The 19,969-nt window shown below is 46.6% G+C and carries 11 protein-coding genes and 1 pseudogene; 7 read left to right on the forward strand and 5 right to left on the reverse strand.

What is annotated here, in order from left to right:
* Positions 1 to 16 precede the first annotated feature (16 nt).
* Together AC0WRU_RS01695 and bglX are read right to left on the reverse strand one after the other, a co-directional pair.
* On the reverse strand, positions 17 to 3,457 hold the full coding sequence (locus tag AC0WRU_RS01695; RefSeq protein ID WP_476126974.1) for a GH36-type glycosyl hydrolase domain-containing protein: 3,441 nt from the start codon (positions 3,455 to 3,457) through the stop codon (positions 17 to 19).
* Between the two features lie 13 nt (positions 3,458 to 3,470).
* Entirely contained in the window at positions 3,471 to 5,645 is a 2,175-nt protein-coding gene (gene bglX, locus AC0WRU_RS01700) for a beta-glucosidase BglX (protein ID WP_476126975.1), read from the reverse strand.
* Positions 5,646 to 6,134: 489 nt separating this feature from the next.
* On the opposite strand from bglX, the gene AC0WRU_RS01705 reads away from it, so the two are divergent.
* The 3 genes from AC0WRU_RS01705 to AC0WRU_RS01715 are packed head-to-tail and all read left to right on the forward strand — an operon-like array spanning position 6,135 to position 9,182.
* Positions 6,135 to 7,388 (forward strand): extracellular solute-binding protein, encoded by a 1,254-nt coding sequence (locus AC0WRU_RS01705; protein ID WP_476126976.1) that lies wholly within the window; start codon positions 6,135 to 6,137, stop codon positions 7,386 to 7,388.
* A 36-nt stretch (positions 7,389 to 7,424) separates the two neighbouring features.
* Entirely contained in the window at positions 7,425 to 8,309 is an 885-nt protein-coding gene (locus AC0WRU_RS01710) for a carbohydrate ABC transporter permease (RefSeq protein WP_025684426.1), read from the forward strand.
* 12 nt (positions 8,310 to 8,321) lie between these two features.
* The gene (locus AC0WRU_RS01715; RefSeq protein ID WP_476126977.1) at positions 8,322 to 9,182 is read left to right on the forward strand and encodes a carbohydrate ABC transporter permease; all 861 of its coding nucleotides are present in this window, start codon (positions 8,322 to 8,324) and stop codon (positions 9,180 to 9,182) included.
* Between the two features lie 234 nt (positions 9,183 to 9,416).
* Here AC0WRU_RS01715 and AC0WRU_RS01720 read toward each other — a convergent pair whose 3' ends face one another.
* The 3 genes from AC0WRU_RS01720 to AC0WRU_RS01730 form a co-directional block, all read right to left on the reverse strand.
* A complete protein-coding gene (locus AC0WRU_RS01720; RefSeq protein ID WP_476126978.1) occupies positions 9,417 to 10,340 on the reverse strand; it encodes a ParB/RepB/Spo0J family partition protein in 924 nt (307 codons plus the stop codon).
* 5 nt (positions 10,341 to 10,345) lie between these two features.
* Entirely contained in the window at positions 10,346 to 12,028 is a 1,683-nt protein-coding gene (locus AC0WRU_RS01725) for a ParB N-terminal domain-containing protein (RefSeq protein WP_476126979.1), read from the reverse strand.
* A gap of 220 nt (positions 12,029 to 12,248) precedes the next feature.
* Positions 12,249 to 13,118: an Rpn family recombination-promoting nuclease/putative transposase gene (locus AC0WRU_RS01730; protein ID WP_476128534.1), complete on the reverse strand. Its 870-nt coding sequence runs from the start codon at positions 13,116 to 13,118 to the stop codon at positions 12,249 to 12,251.
* Positions 13,119 to 13,253: 135 nt separating this feature from the next.
* Here AC0WRU_RS01730 and AC0WRU_RS01735 point away from each other — a divergent pair.
* The 4 genes and pseudogenes from AC0WRU_RS01735 to AC0WRU_RS01750 all read left to right on the forward strand — a co-directional run bounded on the left by AC0WRU_RS01735 (position 13,254) and on the right by AC0WRU_RS01750 (position 19,953).
* A pseudogene (locus AC0WRU_RS01735) lies at positions 13,254 to 14,818 on the forward strand (sulfatase family protein).
* Positions 14,819 to 15,034: 216 nt separating this feature from the next.
* Entirely contained in the window at positions 15,035 to 16,549 is a 1,515-nt protein-coding gene (gene arfA / locus AC0WRU_RS01740; RefSeq protein ID WP_476126980.1) for an arabinosylfuranosidase ArfA, read from the forward strand.
* 420 nt (positions 16,550 to 16,969) lie between these two features.
* Positions 16,970 to 18,865, forward strand: coding sequence for an HSP90 family protein (locus AC0WRU_RS01745; RefSeq protein WP_476126981.1), 1,896 nt, complete (start codon positions 16,970 to 16,972; stop codon positions 18,863 to 18,865).
* Between the two features lie 26 nt (positions 18,866 to 18,891).
* Positions 18,892 to 19,953 carry a hypothetical protein gene (locus tag AC0WRU_RS01750; RefSeq protein ID WP_476126982.1) on the forward strand — a complete coding sequence of 354 codons (1,062 nt, stop codon included), beginning with the start codon at positions 18,892 to 18,894 and terminating at the stop codon, positions 19,951 to 19,953.
* Positions 19,954 to 19,969: the final 16 nt, after the last annotated feature.

Consider the following 19,969-nt stretch of genomic DNA (forward strand, 5'->3'; position numbering starts at 1 on the left):
TGCCTCTATGCCTGATTTATAAAATAATCTCCAGACGGTGTACACCGTCATGTTCTGCTAGCGCCTGCTCGAAGGTCTTGCGCTTGATGCGCAGGGCACCCGAACGGTAGCGATTGTCGTCGGCTGGCTCGCTCTCCAGCGGTGTTCCGTTCAATACCGCGCGGCCTTGCTCACCGCTGTTATGCTCTTGCAGCAGGCGGTAAACGAAGGTAACGGGTTTCCCGGCAAAAGAAAATTCAAATTCCAGTCCGTCAAGATCATCCGGAAGTACAGGGTCCAGGATCAGGTCTTCGCCCGACTGACGGATACCAAGGACATTCGAAATGAGCTGATTCATATAAATCCCTGGACCGCTGGAATAGATTCTCCAGCCGCCTTTGACAGGAACGGCTCCTTCACGCAGTTCACCAAACCGCTCTTGTGCTTCGTAGCGGGTATTAAATTTGCCGTCCGAGCTGCTGAAATACGCGTTGCTCTGGCGCCATTCGGCGTTTGGTACGGACGCTCGAATGCCGACCGGGTTGATGAGCTTCAGGCTGTGCCAGGCGTCATCTTTGCGACCGAGCTTGGCCATTGCTTCCGCGAAGCGGATATGGGCATGCACATATTGCAGCCCGACCTCGCGTCCGAAGTTGGCCGCTTGCTCTGCGCGCTTGAAGTGCGAACTCACACCGCCATCGTACTGTGCAGGGCGGTTCATCAGACGCACGCCATCCGGGCACAGGAACTGCTCACGGATGAGCTGCTCATGAGCCAATGCTTGCTCCGGCGTGAGCAGTTGGCTGATCATGCTGCGTGTCATCGGCAGCAAGCGGTAGTGAATCCCCGTCTCCGTATCGGACGGATGGAGCATCAGCTTGGGCTGACCGGGCTCTTCCATATACACGAAGCCCGGGATAATACCGCTCTCCAGCATGTAGCGGTTAAAGTCCTTGCGGATGCCTTCGGCCATCTGGTGCAGCTCCTGTGCGATCCCGGCGGCTCCGCTTACGACGCCTGCCGGGGCCTGTTCCAGCGCAGCAGCAAAGTTGCTAACCACCTGATAGGTGAGTGCAACGGTCCAACTGCTCGCCATGTACTGCTTCAGTTGGGTGTTGGCTGGCTGGAGCGTGTCATCCCAATCGCCGTCGCCGTAGGCCGACAAATGTGTATCATGAAGGAAATTCGCTCGAATATATTTGATTTCCTTCATCGCGTGTTCCATGAGGGTCGCGGTCTGTTTTGTATAATCAAAACTATGCCGGTTGGTGTAGGGTACATTTTCTTCCAGAATACTGTAATCCCGGGTAGCGGTCAAATAATCTCCCAGCACCTTGAGCGGCCAGACGATAATATCACCGTGGCTCTCTTCTTGTTGAACGCGAGTATAGTTGTCGAACATAAACCATTGCGGCCAGTTTCCGCTATCCTCGTACTGATGACTGAACACGGTCAGCAGAATGGAACGGACTTCGTCAAACTTTTGTACGGCCGAAAAATATTCCACCGGGCCCTGACATACATCGCGTGTTCCCCAAGCTGCACCACCGTATTGCTCCAGACCATGAGGCACGGAATAGTGAACAAGCATATTGTGGGTATACCACCAGGCCACCGCATTCACACGGAACAGCTCGCTCGTTTCATGTCCGCTACGCGTCAGATGGAAGCCGTTCATCAGCTCGGCAAAATATTGCCGATAGCGCTCACGCTCAGCCTCGAAAGAGGCATCGCGTTCCACGTGTGCTTGGCCCTTTCCGGCCGAATGCCCATGCAGCCAGCCTTGCACGGTGCAGGTCCATTCGCTGCTGTGGCCCAGCTCCAGTACGACCAGAGATGCATCGGGGAAGGCTGTACCCTGTAGCAGTGTGTGAGCGTCGCTCACTTGCTGTAACGGAGCGCCTTGTACCTGCATTTGGTACAACAGGTCCGGATAGGCTTCGGCGCTCAGGGAGGATGGATCTGCGCGGAAGAGCAGGGCCTCGCCATCCCGTTCCATATGGAACGGAAGCTCATATTCGTTCACATGCATGGACATTTGCTGAGTCACGAGGAACGGATAGGCTTTGCCGCTTGCCGAGCGTACGTGAAGCCGTACTTCTGGCGTATCGGCGTTGGTATGGTTTGTAATGATGAGCGTATCGTCAGCGGTTTTGTAATACCAGCGCACATAGTTAAAGCCAATCTCGAACAGGGAAGGCATCGTGAGCAAACGGTATTTCCCACCGATTCCGACATAGATACGCTGACCGGATGTTTTTGGAATATTGAGCGCATTACGCGCGTTTGTGATCATTTTATTGAAATTTGTGTTGCCGATCACAAGCTGGGAGTTGAACACCCCGTACATATAGGAGGTGGTTGTAATGGTTTCTTCCTTACCTCCCGCGTAATGCCCGCCCATTAAAATATGCCCGTGGGGACGCTCTACACGAAGCTCTTTGGATTTGAGTACGACATGTTCATAGCTGTCCGTGAAAAAGGAGAGCAACGTGTTGCCGTCATGCTCTTCTTCCTGTCGTTTCGGGAAGAGCTGATCCAACTCGGCTGCGGTCATATCCAGCGTGCGTAGTGGCTCCCCGATGTTCCGGGCTGGGGCCACACGCCCAGTTTGGAGATTCCTTGTGGCGTGTGCCGGGATAGCGGTCTCGGAAGCAGTCTCCATAATAGTTGCTACTTCTTCGCGTGCTTTCGTCACCAGTTCCTGGTACTCCAGCTTTGTAACGGCAGTCGGATGATTGGGCTGGAACAGGCCGTAAAAGGTAAAGCGTGCTTCCCCGGCGAGCTTTACCCGCTCGGATTGCAGCGCCGTATAGGCGAATTCGTACTGGTACACTTCATTGGCGAGCGAATCACGGCGCAGTGCTTCCGGTTCGTTCGTTTCTTTGTACGAAAGCCCAAAGAACTGAAATCCGTCCGTCGAATAACCGACGGTGCGAGTCAACGAGCCTTGCTGGATGTAAGGGAACGCCTGACTTTGCGGCTGGTTTTGACGGGAGCAAACCGTATAGCCTCTTTGTTCGTCCTGGTAGACGGTATGGTCGATATATTGAGACAGATAAGCTTCATTACTGCGTACAGCCGCTGTATCCGCAATGCCGATATCCTGACCGTACACGATATCAGCTTCCACGTCATCGCCCTGTAGAGTTACATCCCAGAACCATACCCCGAGACGGCTTAGCGTGAATGTCACCTGATAGCCGACACCTGACGTAATGCCTTCCCAAATAATCTGTTGATCCGTTTGTCGTACTACTCCGGGTGAACGGACTCCAAGCAGGGGAGTGATGCTGACGCCGGACGGACGGTACAGTCGTAAGTACAGGTTGTTCAGGGAACCGTCGACGGAATTGGTCAGCAGTTGATTGATCATGGTTGAGCCGTGGGCGATTTTGTATACATCACCGCTGCTCAAGAAGGTGAAGGACAGGTCTCCAACCCGTAGCAAAATATTTTGATCCAGACTTGTATTCATCAAAGGTTACGCCTCACTTTCCTGTTTCTTTCACTAAACGAAAACGTCCTTCGGTAGTATCTCGGCTGTTAGGTCCTGTAAAGACGGCGAATTCACCGCTGTCACTATCAAAGCTCAGGTCTGCATGGTGATAGCGCAACTGAGGCTCGGTCAATGCAAATTCCACTTCCCGGCTTTCGCCCGGGGCAAGAAGAACCTTGCGGAAATCTTTCAGCTCTTTCATCGGGCGAACCGTATCTCCGCTGATATCACGGACATAGAACTGAACCGTTTCCTCGACAGGACGTGTTCCTGTGTTCGTTACCCGTACCTTCACGGTCAGTGCTTGACCGGGAGTGAGGGTGTCGCTGGAAAGCTGTACGCTATCATAGGCTACTTTTGTATAGCTCAAGCCATAGCCAAACGGGAATAAAGGTTCGTTCGGTACGTCAAGGTACTGGGACACGTAGCGTTCCTTTGTATTCGGGTCCAACTGTGGACGTCCTGTATTAAAGTGATTGTAGTACACAGGCACCTGCCCCACCGATTGCGGGAAGGACATCGTCAGACGACCCGTTGGTTCGGCATCGCCGTACAGAAGATCGGCAATAGCCGCGCCGCCTTCACCGCCGGGGAACCAGGCTTCCAGTACGGCGTCTGCTTCTTCAATGACACCATGCAGATCCAGTGGACGACCATTGAACAGCACGGCTACCATAGGCTTGTTCAGTGTCTTCAGGCGTTTCACCAGCTCCAGTTGGGCTTGTGGCAGGCGAATATCCGAGCGGCTACCCGCTTCGCCACTCATATCCGAACGCTCGCCGAGCGCCAGTACGATGACCTCTGCCTGGCTGGCAGCTTGCAGCGCTTCTGCATATTGTTCTTCGGATATTTCATCTATAGAGCATCCAGTCGCTACTGAGAGCAGCGAGGAGGATATTTTCGATTTGAATCCGTCAATGACTTGAATAGCCTCTTCTTGCGAACCGCTCCACGACCAGGAGCCAAGAATATCACCGATCTCTGCAAAAGGCCCGATCAGCGCGATATGCTGACTGCGATTCAATGGAAGAACGGAATCGTTTTTGAGCAGCACGCATGATTTGATCGCCAATTCCTTGGCAACCGCCCGGTGAGCTTCGCAGAACACGATTTCACGTTCCCGCTCAGGGTCTGCACCGCGCAGCGGATTGTCGAACAAGCCCAGCTTTTGCTTAAGCTTCAATATGCGCATGACCGCTTCATCGACGAGCGCTTCATCCAGCTGCCCGCTGCGAACCAGCTCAGGCAGATGCCCGTTATAGCAGGAGGTCATCATTTCAATGTCTACGCCTGCCAGCAGTGCCTTCTGTGCTGCCTCGCGCTCATCCTCGGCAATGCCGTGGGGAATAAGCTCCTTGATAGCGGCCCAATCCGAGATGAGCACACCGTCAAAGCCCCACTCGTCGCGAAGCAAATCGCGCATCAGGCGCTTGTTGCCCGTCGCAGCTACACCCTCTACGGTGTTGAAGGAGGTCATTACCATTTCGCAGCCTTCATCTAGCGCAGCTTTGTAGGAGGGGAGATAATACTCGCGCAACTGCCATGCAGACAGATCGACGGTATTGTAATCCCTTCCGCCTTCGCCTGCGCCATATGCGGCAAAATGCTTCACGCACGCCGCCACCCGGTCCGTATCGTTCGTCAGGTCTTTGCCTTGAAAGCCGCGTACGAAAGCACGGGCAAATACACTGTTGAGGTAAGGGTCTTCCCCTGTAGATTCCATTACACGGCCCCAGCGCGGGTCACGCACCAGGTCCACCATCGGGGCAAAGGTGACATGAACACCGGACACAGAAGCTTCTTTGGCAGCAATGGTAGCGCTCTCTTCTGCGAGCTGCACATTCCATGAACAGCCAATAGCCAGCGGTATGGGAAAAATGGTTTTGAAGCCGTGTACAATGTCTGCCATAATGAGAAGCGGAATGCCCAGACGGTTTTTGCTCAGATGTGCTTGTTGAACACGGATAGCTTCCTCGGCTCCTGCGATGCCTAGCACCGATCCGACGTTACGGACCGTTTCTTCTGTGATCCCTAGAGATGCCATCGGTCCGGTAATTTGGCCGTCCGTTTCTGCATCTTCAAAAAAGGCTCCCACGAGTTGGAGCAGTTGATCGACTTTTTCTTCAAGTGTCATATTTTGCAGGTAGGAATTCAGTTGTTGTTCCATTATAATCCTCCGTAGGCTGCTTTGATAGCAGCTTTCTTTTTCAGATCCATGAGATTTTTTGTTGAGACTGATTCAAAGAAGCGACGAACAGGCTAATACTTTACATAGAAGCTTAATATCCTGTTGTATTATTAATCGAAACGTTTCTATTGTTGAACTCAGTTGGATTATATACGCTTTCAAATAGAGAGTCAAATCGAAATGGGGGGTTATTTTACCTGAAAAACAACGATTTATAGATGAAATGAAAGAAAATGAGGCATGATTCTGGACGAATAAAAAATAATATCCCTATTGAATACGGTTTCAATTTGTTTTATAATGACTATCGAAACGTTTCTATTGATGAGTATGGTCCTTATTCTTCCACATATTTTCTATAACGGCAGGCTTTAATTGGCTTTAAACACTGTATGCTTTAATGTGTGTAATTGGATCCGCTATCATATTTGCATGATCGGTAAGCCGGTCATCTCGGGAGGAATTTCTATGATGAAAAGAACGTTAGGGATCATTTTGGCAAGCACCTTATTACTGGGGGGCGCGTTGGCAGGCTGTTCATCCAAGGACGAATCATCCGGTAAGGATGCGAATGGCAAAACGACGATTACACTATGGGGCATGGGGGCGGAAGGAAAGCTGCTGCCTGAGATTGTAAAGGACTTTGAGAAGGAAAATCCCGATATTCATGTCGATGTGCAGGCGCTGCCTTGGGATAACGCTCACGATAAGCTGTTAACAGCAGTTGCCTCCAAATCTGGCCCGGATGTAGTTCAGTTGGGCACGTCATGGGTACCGGAGCTTGCAGCTGCGGGTGCGTTGATGGATATTACTCCTTATGTCAGCAAGCATTCTGAGCTGGCACCGGATAATTTCTTCAAGGGTGCTGTGGATACGGCGAAATTTGAGGGGAAACCTGTAGGTGTTCCTTGGTATACTGAAACGAAAATTTTGTTCTACCGTTCAGATCTATTGAAGCAGGTCGGATATAATGAAGCACCTAAAACGTGGGAGGAGCTTTCCGACGCTGCTCAAAAGCTGGCAGCTCGTGGCAAAGGGAAATACGGAATTGCCATTAATACCAAAGAACAGTCTCTGGGCTTTATGTTTGCTCTTCAGAACGGCTCCAAGCTGGTCGATGAGCAGGGCAATCCACTGTTCAACCAGCCACCGTTTGTAGAAGCTGTGAAGTATTTGAACACCTTTTTCCAAAATGGCTCCAATGCCCTCGATCTTGGGATAGATTCCGTTCAGGGATTGCAAGGTGATGGTATCGTTCCTATGTTTATCAGCGGTCCTTATATGATTAGAGAAATCAAGAGCAAAGCACCTGAGCTGGATGGAAAATGGAATATAGCTGAGGTTCCTGGCAAAGTAAACAACCTGTCTGTTTTGGGAGGGTCGAACCTTTCGATTATGCAGTTTAGCAAGCACCCAGAGGAATCGGCCAAATTCCTGGCTTTCATGAGTAAACCGGAAACGCAGCTGAAATGGACGGAATTATCCAGTACCTTGCCTGCTGCTACCAAGCCATGGGACGATGCCAAGCTGAAGAGTGATCCAATGCTTCAAACGATTCGCAAACAGCTCGAGCACTCTGCATCATTACCGCAACTGGCAGCATGGGAAGAGGTTTCTCAGCAATTCATCAAGAGCTTCGAGCGCATTTACCGTGGTCAAGCCGACGTACAAAAGGAATTGGACAGCTTTAACCAACAGGCTGCAAGTATTATGAAGAAATAATGATCCATATCCGTCTTTGTCAAAGGGAGTGAAGGCATGAAAGGGAGCTCGCAGAAGCTTGCGCCATACTTGTTTATCGGTCCCTCCATCATCCTGCTGACGCTGTTTTCGCTGCTGCCGATTATACTGGCACTCGTAATCAGCTTCACGGATATGGATCTGTCGGGACTGGTTAATTATCATAGCATTCAGTTTATAGGGCTGGAAAATTACAAGAACGTGCTGGTAGACCCGTCCTTTCTAAAATCCATTGGGAATACCCTGTTCTTCGTCATCATCGGTGTTCCGCTGGTGCTGCTCTTTTCACTTAGTATCGCGATTCTCATTAATATGGGAAAATCACGTGCTTTCAAAGTATTTCGCGTCGTGTTCTATCTGCCGTCTGTAACGAACGTGGTCGCAGTTGCAGTCGTTTGGAGCTATCTGTACAATCCGACGCTCGGGTTATTCAACTATGTACTCGGTTTGATGAATCTGGGTCCCGTTCCATGGCTGACCGATCCTACGATTGCGAAAATATCGTTGATTGTGCTGGCGGTATGGCGGGGCATAGGCTTGAACATGATCATTTTTATTGCTGCCATTAAAGGGATTCCAGGCTCTTACTATGAAGCGGCTCAGCTTGACGGGGCCAACACATGGCAACAAATTCGTTATATTACACTTCCGCAGCTCCGGTACGCTATTTTCTTCGTATCCATCACGACGATGATTGGCTGGCTGCAATTTTTCGAGGAACCGTTCGTGATGACCAAAGGGCAGCCGCTCGACGGCACGTTGTCGGCATCCCTGTTCATTTATAATAACGGCTTCCAATTTAGTAAATTCGGTTATGCCGCAGCGGGATCATTCATTCTGTTCTTCGCGATCATCGCGGTGACGCTGATTCAGTTCCGTTTGCAGAATAAAGCGGAGTCCTGATAGAGAGAGGTGATGAACGTGAAAACAGCTGTTCAGCAAGTCCGCGCCAATTCGCGCAACGGTGAAAAAACATTTCAGTGGTTCGTGGCGATTCTCCTAACCGTAGGAGGTCTGTTGATGGTGCTGCCTTTTGCGTGGATGATTTTATCCTCCTTTAAGACCGAGGTAGAGGTCATGCAAATTCCTCCAACCCTCTGGCCGCAGCATTTCACACTGGACAATTTTAAAGCACTGTTCGATAGCATGGCTTTTGGTACGTACTTGGCTAATACCCTGGTCATCGTTTTGACTTCCTTTTTCGGTTTGTTCCTGAATGCGATGGCAGGCTATGGATTTGCCAAGTTCAAGTTTAAGGGCAAAGGGTTCCTGTTCTATCTGGTGCTGGCCACGATGATGATTCCAGGACAGGTAACGATGATTCCCGTGTATCTAATTTTGAATCAAATGGGATTGACTAATACCATGATGGGGATTGTACTTCCTGGCTTGGTTGGAGCCTTCGCCATTTTCCTGTTTCGGCAGTTCATGTCCGATATTCCGGAAGAGCTGCTGGAGGCGACACGTCTTGATGGAGCAGGAGAGTTTCGTACTTTCCTGCAAATCGTATTGCCGATCTCAACACCGGTTTTGGCAGTACAGGCCATTCTGACCTTTATCGGCGGTTGGAACAGCTTCCTGTGGCCGCTCATTATTGCAAACGATGAGAAGCTGTATACGTTATCCGTCGGACTGTCGCTACTCAAGGGCCAGAATGCGAGCCAATTCGCGCTTCAAATGGCAGGCTCGACCTTCATGGTCGTACCGATCATGATCATATTCATTGTTTTCCAAAAGTATATTATCGAAAATTATACGATTTCGGGTATTAAGTAGTGATGTAGCGGGTTATAGGCTACACATAGCAACGGCGGAGTTTCTTGGTTTAATACCGAGGAACTCCGCCGTTTTAACTCATGAATTTATGCTAGGGGTTATTCAATCGAAAGAAACATGATTAGGATAGTCAAAGAAGAAACATTTTAGTAGAGCCCAGAAGTTTGGTAATATAAATGAAGTTAAATGATAAAAGAAAATAATGGTAGAAAAGGGAGTGATAATATGATTTCTTTAGTTAGCTTCTATAAAGGTTTTTAATTCAAGCTGTTTTTTCAAAACTTCATTTCTAATATTATCAATATTCATTAATGATTTCTTACGATCTTCTATGTTTTCTATATTCAAATTGTTCAAGTATATTATTGTGTCTTTAATGTGACGTTGGTGCAATTCTAGTTCTTTCTTTTTGGATCGGGTGTTATTCCCTTCTACTTCGGAGAGGACTCCTGATAGTTTCATTTTAGGATCTAGTAAGAAGGTTTTCAGTTGTTCATTACTAGATGTTCGAATGAATGATTCGTTTTTCAAATCCGAGACTTTAACTAATTTATTTTCGATTTTTTTTAGCATGGTTGTTCTAATTAAATCTTTTGAAAAGGACTCCACAATCTCAGATTTATAATGTTCTAACTTTTCCAACCATCCGATCAAATGATACAATGCAGTTAAACTAAAAGTTCCGTCGACGAAACTCTCTTGTATTTCATCGTGGGGGTAATATTGAAATACCTTTACTCTTTCCGCAACCCATCTGCTTCTTCTTCTCATTTTTTGGGATAATTCTTTAAATGAGCAATTTTTCCAAACTATCCACATTTCATATGCGTATTTAGCCCACTCATAGGTACTCCAATCATCTTTACCGCCTTGGACACTACCTAAACGTTTCAATTCCTCATCTACAGATGCAGGCGCTCTTACCAAAATAACAGGCAATTCTTTTATGTGAAGTTTTTTTGCAGAGAACCATCTTCGGTGTCCAGAAAGAATTATATATTTGGAATCTTTCTCGTAACATGTAATTCCCGTTTCCCAACCTTTATTTTTAATGATTTGTTGCATTTCTTCTGACTTTACAGAGAGGTCTCTCCTAGGGTTTCTAGGGTTTGGTACAACATCGTTAATTTTAGCCCAAATCATTTTTATGTTATCCATAATATTTACCTCACTAACTTATAATTGTTATCTAAATACATCTTCTTTTCTTCAATACGAATCATCAATTTTTCCAGTTCGTGTAATAGTTCTACAGCATCAACTTTTACTTCAACTTGGATAGCTTGTATATCAGAAATAATCTGAGTGGGATTGCAGTTCTCTGCATTTATATAAGCTAGTTCAATCTGGCAATCATAAAGTTTTTTATTTGCATCTGTCAGGAACTCAGTAATGGCTTGTGAGGAAGCGTGTACAACAAACGTTCTATCATGTGTTAATTGGCTGTTAAAGCAACGGTTCTCGTATTTTTTTAACATCAATCGTCTAATGTAATGTTCCCCCAAAGAATCCACAATATCAGGATGGTATTTCTTTAATCGTTTAATCCACGTAAGTATATAGTCCAGCATTGTTAAGGAATACATACGATTTGTAAGCTTTTCTTCAATCTCGCCCTGGGGATAATATTGATATACACGAATTTGCGATTTTGCTAATCCTTCAGTAATCCTAAGTTCTTTACAGAGAATATTAATAGGCTTCTTCCCCGATGAAATCCATCTATCATAGGTGTATTTAACTAATTCATATTGACTCCATTCAACTTGCCCTCCTTGCACTGATCCTATACGATCTAGTTCTTCTGAGTCGCTTTTTGGAGCTTCCACGATATATAAAGGAATCATTGTTTCCCCTATCTGTTTTGCAGCATACCATCTACGGTGACCTGATAAAATAATATAGTTGTGACCAGATTGGTAACAAGTGATGGGTTCTTCCCAGCCATTAGTTTTTATAATTTCTTGCATTTGTTTTGTATTAATAGCGGGGTCCTTTCTGGGATTTTTGGGGTTAGGTAATACACGATCTATATGAACCAACTCAAGCTTCGCTCTTGTTGAATTTTCAAATTCATTAGGTTCTAAATCCAATCTATCCAATTCCATTAACCATCCCTCATTTCCATGCCCTTTAGTTGTACAATCGCGTCCGCAACTACTCAATATCTTCTTTAGTATTTCTTTTAAACTACGTTTTGACATTTTGTAATGCCTTAAAACATCAATGACACTGTATCCATCTATTAACATTAGTGCGATACTTTGTTCTAAAGAAGACAAAGAATTCATCACTTCAATTTGGAATATAGTATCAGGATCTTCGTTTATTTGTATGGAGTCAATCAGTTCTGAGTTATCTGAAGGTTCTGGGGAAGGTAGTGGTTGATATAGGGATTTAATATTACGAAGATTAATGAAATCAATTGCATGTTTTGCCATACCAATTGTGCATTCTAAAAAATCAGCTATATATTCAGGAGAGTGAGTGATCAAATTATTCCTATATATTTTAAGCGTTATAGAGTTTAAACTTTTACTTGGACGTATCTGATTAGTATAATGTATTGTGAAATCCTTCATTTTTCCATATACAAATTTGCTGGCATATGGCCAAAAGCCATACGTATTTATACTAGCATCGTACCTCTTACGAGCTTCTAGTAGTCCAAGGTATCCTTGTTGGACTAAATCATTTTTTAGTTCTTTTCGATTCCTGCTTTGTTTAATGAATGTATGGGCGATTTTTTCTATATGTTTGGAGTAAGCTATTATAACTTCATCAGAGATTTCTAATTTATTACAATAGCGCTTCAAATAAAGATCCCTTCCTTCATGTTTATTCAAAATTTTCTTGTCCTCAGTTTTGATTCGCTATTCATAACCTTTTTCCTGCTTCTTTTTTTCATTCGACAAAGGTTCCTAAATTACTTAATGCATAACTTCACAGATACTAATTCTCTAATATGTTAATAATAATGCCAATATTTAATGAAAGGTGAACAAAAAGAGCACCGTTTTAATGGTGCTCTTCGTAGAGTACATTTTAAGTGTATGGAAAAAAAATTTATACTTGAATCGTTTTAATTTCTTGTTCAGTTAATCCGGTAGCCTTTGCAATGGTAGCTATGTCCAGACCCATGGAAAGCATGTTTTTGGCTACGGCCTGTTTGCCCTCTTCTTTACCTTTCTCCAAACCTTTCTCCAAACCTTTCGCCATACCGACAGACTCTGCTCTATCGAGCATGGAAGCTTCATCGTGCAGGTATTTCTGCCGAGCTTCATACAGACGTCTTGCTTCTGAATCCTGACTTAAGAATTGCAGTGTGTCCATGGCTTTTTCCAGTCCTGGCTCGTTCATTTTTAAAACCTCCCATTTGGATGGATCTGCGCCTTTGAGAAACAACAGCCAGTTGACAAGCCCTCCTTCTTCGAAGGATGCGGTTTGCTCATCCAGCTTCAGCAGTTCCAAAAAGTGTACTTCAATATCATCAATAAGTGATATCCCTGTGCGGTCCTCACGTAAATGGAATACATTGTGATATTCATCGTTAGATAAGAAAGAATAGTTCAAGATGTTAATGGTCACACATTTCTTTAATTCCTGATATTTTTCGCCCTCATGAAGTTGCCCTGCATACCGTTTACTCCAATAGAATAACGTTCGCTTCTCAATATCATATTTGTTGAAAAGCTGCATTTCGATATCAATTAGTTTGCCCTCTGCGGTCTTGGCATAGACATCAAAAATAGACTGCTTGTCGAGCGGATCGTCCTTATCCGTATAGGGATTCATTAAAATAATTTCGGTTAATTGAGCTTCTCCAGCTTCCATGAATATACGATTGAGAAATGCCAGCAAAACGTCTTTATTATTCTCACTACCGAAAATCCTTTTAAACACAAAGTCTACTCGCGGATCAAGCAACTCCATGATGACCAGCTCCCGTTTAGTATTAATTATATCATCTTTTTTAAGATATCAGAATGTCTGAACTTCTTTTCCGAATGATACTGTTTTTGGGCTTCACAACATAATCTTAGGGTAAAAACCAACCTAGGATGTGTATAAATGAACGATATCTCATTTTTTTCACCCCGCCCCTTTGAAAAACCTAATTTTCTGATACTCCTTGTGGATGAGGAACGGTATCCTGCGGTTTATGAAAACCCGGAAATCAAAGAATGGAGCAGACAAAATCTGGTTACGCAAGGACTCTTGAGGTCTCACGGGCTGGAGTTTCACAGGCATTATATTGGAAGTGCTGCATGTAGCCCCGGCAGGACAACCTTGTTTACCGGCCATTACCCGTCACTCCATGGTGTCACTCAGACAGATGGGGTGGCCAAGGGAGCATTCGACTCCGATATGTTCTGGCTGGATAGAAACACAGTGCCTACGATGGGAGATTATTTTCGCGCAGCCGGATACCAAACTTATTATAAAGGAAAATGGCATATATCCGATGAGGATATTATCATCCCAGGCACGCACAAAGCCCTCCCTAGCTATCATCCTCTGACGGGTGTACCCGACAGAAGACGGGAAGACATATATGATCGAGCTGACCGCTTGGACAACTTCGGCTTTTCCGGGTGGATCGGTCCGGAGCCTCATGGGAAAAATCCGCGAAATTCCGCTTCCTCTGCCGCTTTTGGTTTAAGTGGGAGAGACGAGGTATATGCTGCGGAAACCGTTGATCTGATCGAAGCGCTTGACCGCCGGAAGGAACATGACAACCGAGCAAAGCCCTGGTTAGTCGTAGCTTCATTTGTGAATCCGCATGATATTGTTTTATATGGTGCTATTACTGCGCGGTTGCCCATGTTTCGATTTGAGGTGGAACCGATGCCAGATATCACTCCCCCTCCGACAATTAACGAATGGCTGGCTACAAAGCCGCGCTGTCAGGCAAGCTTTCGAGATATTTACCCTAGAGCGCTCCAGCCCATTATTGATCAGCCCTTTTACCGCAAGCTGTACTACCAGTTGCAAAAAAATGCAGACCGTCAGATGCTGAAGGTATTTGAAGCACTGACTCGTTCTTCCTTTTACGATAATACCATTGTGATTTTTACATCTGATCATGGAGACCTGCTAGGCGCCCCCGGCAATCTTCATCAAAAATTTTACTGTTCCTACGAAGAGATTGTGCATGTACCTTTAGTTATCCATAACAAACATCTGTTTCCTCAATATAAAAGCGAACATACCCTGACAAACCACGTGGATCTCCTGCCTACCATGCTTGGACTAGCGAATGTTGATATTACTGCGATCCAGAGCCGCCTGCAAAACAGCTTCAGCGAAGCCCGTCCCTTGGTCGGACGTGATCTTACCCCTGTTATTCGCGGACAGAACCACGGGGAGATAGCTGACCAGCCCGTTTATTTTATGACCGACGATGATGTGACCCGAGGACAGCGGCAGATCAATGTACTGGGAGAGGCATATCCATCGGTTATTCAGCCCAATCATGTCGAGACTGTAATTACGACCCTTTGGAAACATGTAACCTTGCTCATCCCGCATTTGCAACGCAGCAGACCAGAAGCGTTCAACAACGGATGATGCATGTACTGGAGGAACAACGTAAACAAAAACGTTTATATCCCGCTCAATCAGGCATGTGGTGAAAAACAAGCGTTTCCCCCCTTCCGGGTCATCGAAAAAGGATTGGTTTCTAAAAAAAGGGGGATTCACCGTTCTGTGATTAATATTTATATTAAGTATTTAATATTATTATTGACTATAATTCTTTTTTTATGGTATAGTCGGATTGTGAACAACCACGATTTCGTAATCCTTATATGAAGCAGACAACATTTTCGTATTCAGGGAGGATGGTTTAGGTGGCAGCAGCTATAAAAGCAAAGATGATCGTAGACAAGTCTTTCCGTATTGCTGAAGTCGATAAACGCATTTATGGTTCTTTTGTAGAGCATCTGGGGCGTGCCGTATATGGCGGTATTTATGAACCTACTCATTCAACCAGTGATGAAAGCGGTTTCCGTAATGATGTAAAAGAGCTGGTGAAGCAGCTTGACGTTCCTATTATACGCTATCCGGGAGGTAACTTTGTGTCCGGTTACAATTGGGAAGACGGAGTTGGCCCTGTCGCGTCCAGACCTAGACAGCTAGAGCTGGCGTGGAGAACGGTCGAGCCGAATGAAGTGGGTACGAACGAATTTTTCAAATGGGCAAAAGATATCGGCTCAGAGGTCATGATGGCGGTTAACCTGGGTACACGCGGTATTGATGCGGCACGTAATCTGGTGGAATATTGCAACCATCCGGGCGGCTCCTACTGGAGTGATCTGCGTCGCAGTCACGGTGTAGAGCAACCGCACAAGATTAAAACCTGGTGTCTCGGCAACGAAATGGATGGCCCGTGGCAGATCGGACACAAGACAGCGGAAGAGTATGGTCGTCTCGCGGTAGAGTCCGCAAAAGCGATGAAGTTGATTGACCCTGACATTGAGCTTGTAACCTGCGGCAGTTCCAGTTCGACAATGCCGACGTTCCCTGAATGGGAAGCGACGACGCTGGATCATACCTATGAGGTAGCCGACTATATTTCTCTGCATCAATACTATGGCAACCACGACAATGATACGGCCAATTATTTGGCACGTTCCATGGATATGGATCATTTTATTCATACGGTTATTTCGACCTGTGACTATATCAAAGCAAAGAAACGCAGCAAGAAAAAAATGATGCTCAGCTTCGACGAATGGAATGTATGGTACCACTCCAACGATGCGGACAGCAAAATTGATCCGTGGTCTGTGGCGCCGCCGCAGCTTGAGGATATTTACAACTTCGAGGATGCGCTGCTGGTGGGAAGCATGCTCATTACGTTCCTGCGTCATGCTGACCGTGTGAAAATGGCTTGCCTTGCCCAATTGGTCAACGTTATTGCGCCAATCATGACTGAAAATAACGGAAAAGCGTGGAAACAGACTATTTTCTATCCGTATCTGCATGCATCCCGTTATGGCCGCGGTGTATCGTTGATGCCGGTAGTAGACTCGGAAAAATACGATTCCAAGGATTTCACAGACATTCCTTATCTGGATAGCGCTGTGGTTTATGATGAAGAGGGAGACGCTCTGACTGTCTTTGCGGTAAACCGCCACTTGTCCGAGTCGCTGGAGCTGACGATGGATGTGCGTAGCTTCGAGGGCTATCGCATTGTGGAGCATACGGTGCTGGAGCATGACGATCTCAAAGCGACCAACAGCCCGGCAGGAGAAAAGGTTACGCCTCACAACGGCGGTAATGCCAAGCTCGACGATGGCATCGTCAAAGCTCATTTAGGCAAAGCCTCGTGGAACGTAATCCGTCTCGCCAAGTCTCATTAATCCTTTTTCTGCAAAAGGTACAGCCCCGGCTGTACCTGAAAAAGCCCGCATTCTCTCTTGTATGGGTATACAGGAGTAGCAATGCGGGCTTTTAGTATAAAATGAGCCATTTGTCCCTCCATAGATATAGGGTTCTAAGAGAAGGATGGATTTTAAATAAATATTATGTTTATTACTAAATTTAACTAGACAAAGATGATCCTTATTCACTAAGTGCTCGTACTCCGTACATTTTTATGAAGTTAATTAGACCCAGTTTCAGACTTCCCAGGTGAAAAAAGACCCTATTATATCGTTGTCAACGTACTGATACCTGAAATGCAGAGTGTGCAATCCAACTTAAATCCACGTTATACTTTAAAAGACAGTCTATTTAAAACCAGGTGATGGTTGTAGCATTTCGAGAAAGGAATGATTTGTATGAGTCAGACAGACCAACATCGTTTTCAAGTGAACCTGGGCGGTATGATTGATATTTTGGCCAATCATTTATATAGCAGTCCACGCGTGTTTATACGTGAGGTTCTGCAAAATGCAACAGACGCAATTACGGCTCGCAAGGAGCTGCGGAAGGTTGCTGCTGAAAGTAAAGTATTAAAAAAAGACAAGGCCCATGAAGATACAGCTTCTGAGAGTAACGACTATGAAGGTAAAGTCATCGTGGAGTTATCTGGTTTCGGGGAACAACAGGTATTGATGATTCAGGATAACGGCATTGGACTGACGGAAGAGGATATTCACCGCTTTCTGTCGATCATTGGCCAGTCTTCGAAGAAGGGGACGGATTTACTGACCTCGGAGACATCATTTATCGGGCGATTTGGGATTGGCTTGCTGTCTTGCTTTATGGTGAGCGACGAAATCGTGGTGCTAACCCGCTCGGTAAAGGAAGGCGTCTCCATGGAATGGAGAGGGAAACCGGACGGAACGTATACGATCCGTCGATTGGAGACGGAACTGCCCGTAGGTACGCAAATTTATTTGCGCTGCAAGCCGGGGAGCGAGTTTTATTATGAGCCAGCGCAGGTGGAGGAGTCTCTATTTTATTATGGGGCGTTGCTGCCGTATCCGGTCATGCTGTCTGTAGACGGGGAGACCAAGCGCGTCAATCTTCCATCGACTAGCTGGATGCAGGACCCGGAACAATTGCGCAGTCGCCGGGCTGAGGTGCTGGACTTGGGCTATCGCCTGATGGGTGAACGCTTTGGCGATTTTATTCCACTGCGGACGGCATCGGGCAGAACAGGCGGGATTGCGTTCATTTTGCCACGCAGCATTAATCTGAACAGCAAGCGGCTGCATCGGGTGTATCTGAAGCATATGCTAGTGTCGGACAAAGCGGAAAATGTATTGCCGGAGTGGGCTTTTTTCATTAAAAGTCTGATCTGGACAGATGAATTGCAGCCGACGGCATCACGTGAATATTTTTATGAAAATGAGCAGCTTGACGGTGTTCGCTCTGAATTGGGAACCTGTATTCGGCAAGAGCTGCTACGCATGGCGGAGTATGAGCCGGACCGCTTGCAGCACTGGATTCGTTTGCATGAGTTGTCTATGAAGGCGCTCGCGGTGGAGGATGATGAATTTCTGCGAATTATGCACCGCTGGTTTTCCTTTGAAAGCACATTTGGGCGACGGGAGCTGAGTGAACTGATCCGCGAGGCGGGCGGGCGTCCGCTCCATTACACATCGACGGTTGATGAGTATCGCCAGATTACCCATGTGGCGGCGGCACAATCCATGCTGGTGATCAATGGCGGCTATATTTACGATACGGAAATTTTGGAAAGGCTGCATTGGATCGACCCTGCTCTGCAAACCGAGCGGCTTAGTCCCGAGGATGTATCTATGTCGTTTACCGGACTGACGCAGGAAGAACGTGAGCAGTATTACAGCGTGCTACGTGTGATGGATGCTGCTTTGCAACCGATGCGCTGCCGTACGGAGTTGAAGCGTTTTGAGCCTGCGAGCTTGCCTGTGCTGTATACCATTTCGCAGGATGCGCTAACCTTGCGCTCGATGGAAAACACCGTCGAGGAAACAACCGCGCTTTTTTCCAATGTACTCGATAGTCTGAAAGCGGGGGTCCAGCAAAATGCGGGCTACTCGACCTTATATTTTAATCTGAACAATCCGGTGGTGGCGCGTATTTTTGAAGCTACCGATACGCAGATGATTACGGCTGCAACGGAAATGATGTATGTGAACGCACTTATGATGGGCCATTATCCGATGAATCGCAATGAGTTGGGGCTGATGAATCGGAGTGTACTGCATTTTATCAATTGGGGATTAGGGAACGGACAAAATACGTAATTGCGTAATTACAGGAGGCTAGCCGAATGGAAGATACGATATATGATTTGATGGAACAGGCGCAGGATCTACCCGGAGGGGCGGCAAAGCTGGCGATTTTGGAGGAGGCTGCCCGTTTGGCGGATGCTTCCGGGTTGAAGGAACTCGCTTACGAAGTCCGTGGAGAGATTGTGGACTGCGCTATTTTTAATGGATATCCGTTGAAGGCGCTGATCGCTTTTTCGTGGCAACTGGGTCAATTTGATCAAAACCCGGAGGAGTATGAGCCGGATGAGCTGCTGTGGAATTATAAATGGATACTCGGCAAAGTGTGCAGCTTTCCTAATATACCGAAAATCCAGGTGGAGGATCTTGTAGAGGATATGCGCAAACGTTATGCCGAATACGGGTATAATGAGCGCCCATATCATTATTACAAGTTCCGTATCGCGATGGATATGGGAAAGCTGGAGGAAGCACGTCAGCATCTCGATACCTTCCGTTCGATTGAGCGGGATAGCATGAGTGATTGTGAAGCCTGCGAGCAGAGCCAGATCGTGCGGTTTTATTATTTGACCGGAGAGGACGAGCAGGCGCTTGCCGTGGCCAAACCGATTTTGTCGGGGCGCATGAAATGTGCAGAAGTACCGCATGTGACGCTCTCGCAGGTGCTATTGCCACTTTATCGTCAGGGAGAAGTGGACAAGGCGAAGGAAAATCATCGTAAAGGATATCGTCTGATTCGGGATGACCGCGATTTTCTGAAAACGATAGCCGAGCATATCGAGTATTTGGCGGTTGTGGACCCGGTGCAGGGAATCGAAGTGGTGGAGCGTCATTTGCACATGGCGTTGGACTATGAGAGCGGGCTGGAGCAAATGTATTTCTACGCTGCAATGGTGGGTCTGCTGCAAAAGCTGGATACTTCGGGAGAAAATCGGCTGATCCGTCTGCCTGCTTCTTTGGAGTGGGGCAAAGAGGAGCGTACGTTAACAGAAATCATTGGGTATTTCAGACCACTGGCAGAGTCGGCGGCGGATGCGTTTGATCGACGGAACGGGAATACATTTTATACCGACTGGATCGGGAAGATTGTTCAAACGGCATAGAAGAAGACGCACCAGT

It is taken from the genome of Paenibacillus sp. 1-8, from assembly GCF_056316205.1.

Excerpts from the sequence above, each read along its gene's own strand:
- AC0WRU_RS01695 (WP_476126974.1), bottom strand. The coding sequence starts at position 3,457 with ATGAATACAAGTCTGGATCAAAATATTTTGCTACGGGTTGGAGACCTG.
- bglX (WP_476126975.1), bottom strand. The coding sequence starts at position 5,645 with ATGGAACAACAACTGAATTCCTACCTGCAAAATATGACACTTGAAGAA.
- AC0WRU_RS01705 (WP_476126976.1), top strand. The coding sequence starts at position 6,135 with ATGATGAAAAGAACGTTAGGGATCATTTTGGCAAGCACCTTATTACTG.
- AC0WRU_RS01710 (WP_025684426.1), top strand. The coding sequence starts at position 7,425 with ATGAAAGGGAGCTCGCAGAAGCTTGCGCCATACTTGTTTATCGGTCCC.
- AC0WRU_RS01715 (WP_476126977.1), top strand. The coding sequence starts at position 8,322 with ATGAACGTGAAAACAGCTGTTCAGCAAGTCCGCGCCAATTCGCGCAAC.
- AC0WRU_RS01720 (WP_476126978.1), bottom strand. The coding sequence starts at position 10,340 with ATGGATAACATAAAAATGATTTGGGCTAAAATTAACGATGTTGTACCA.
- AC0WRU_RS01745 (WP_476126981.1), top strand. The coding sequence starts at position 16,970 with ATGAGTCAGACAGACCAACATCGTTTTCAAGTGAACCTGGGCGGTATG.
- AC0WRU_RS01750 (WP_476126982.1), top strand. The coding sequence starts at position 18,892 with ATGGAAGATACGATATATGATTTGATGGAACAGGCGCAGGATCTACCC.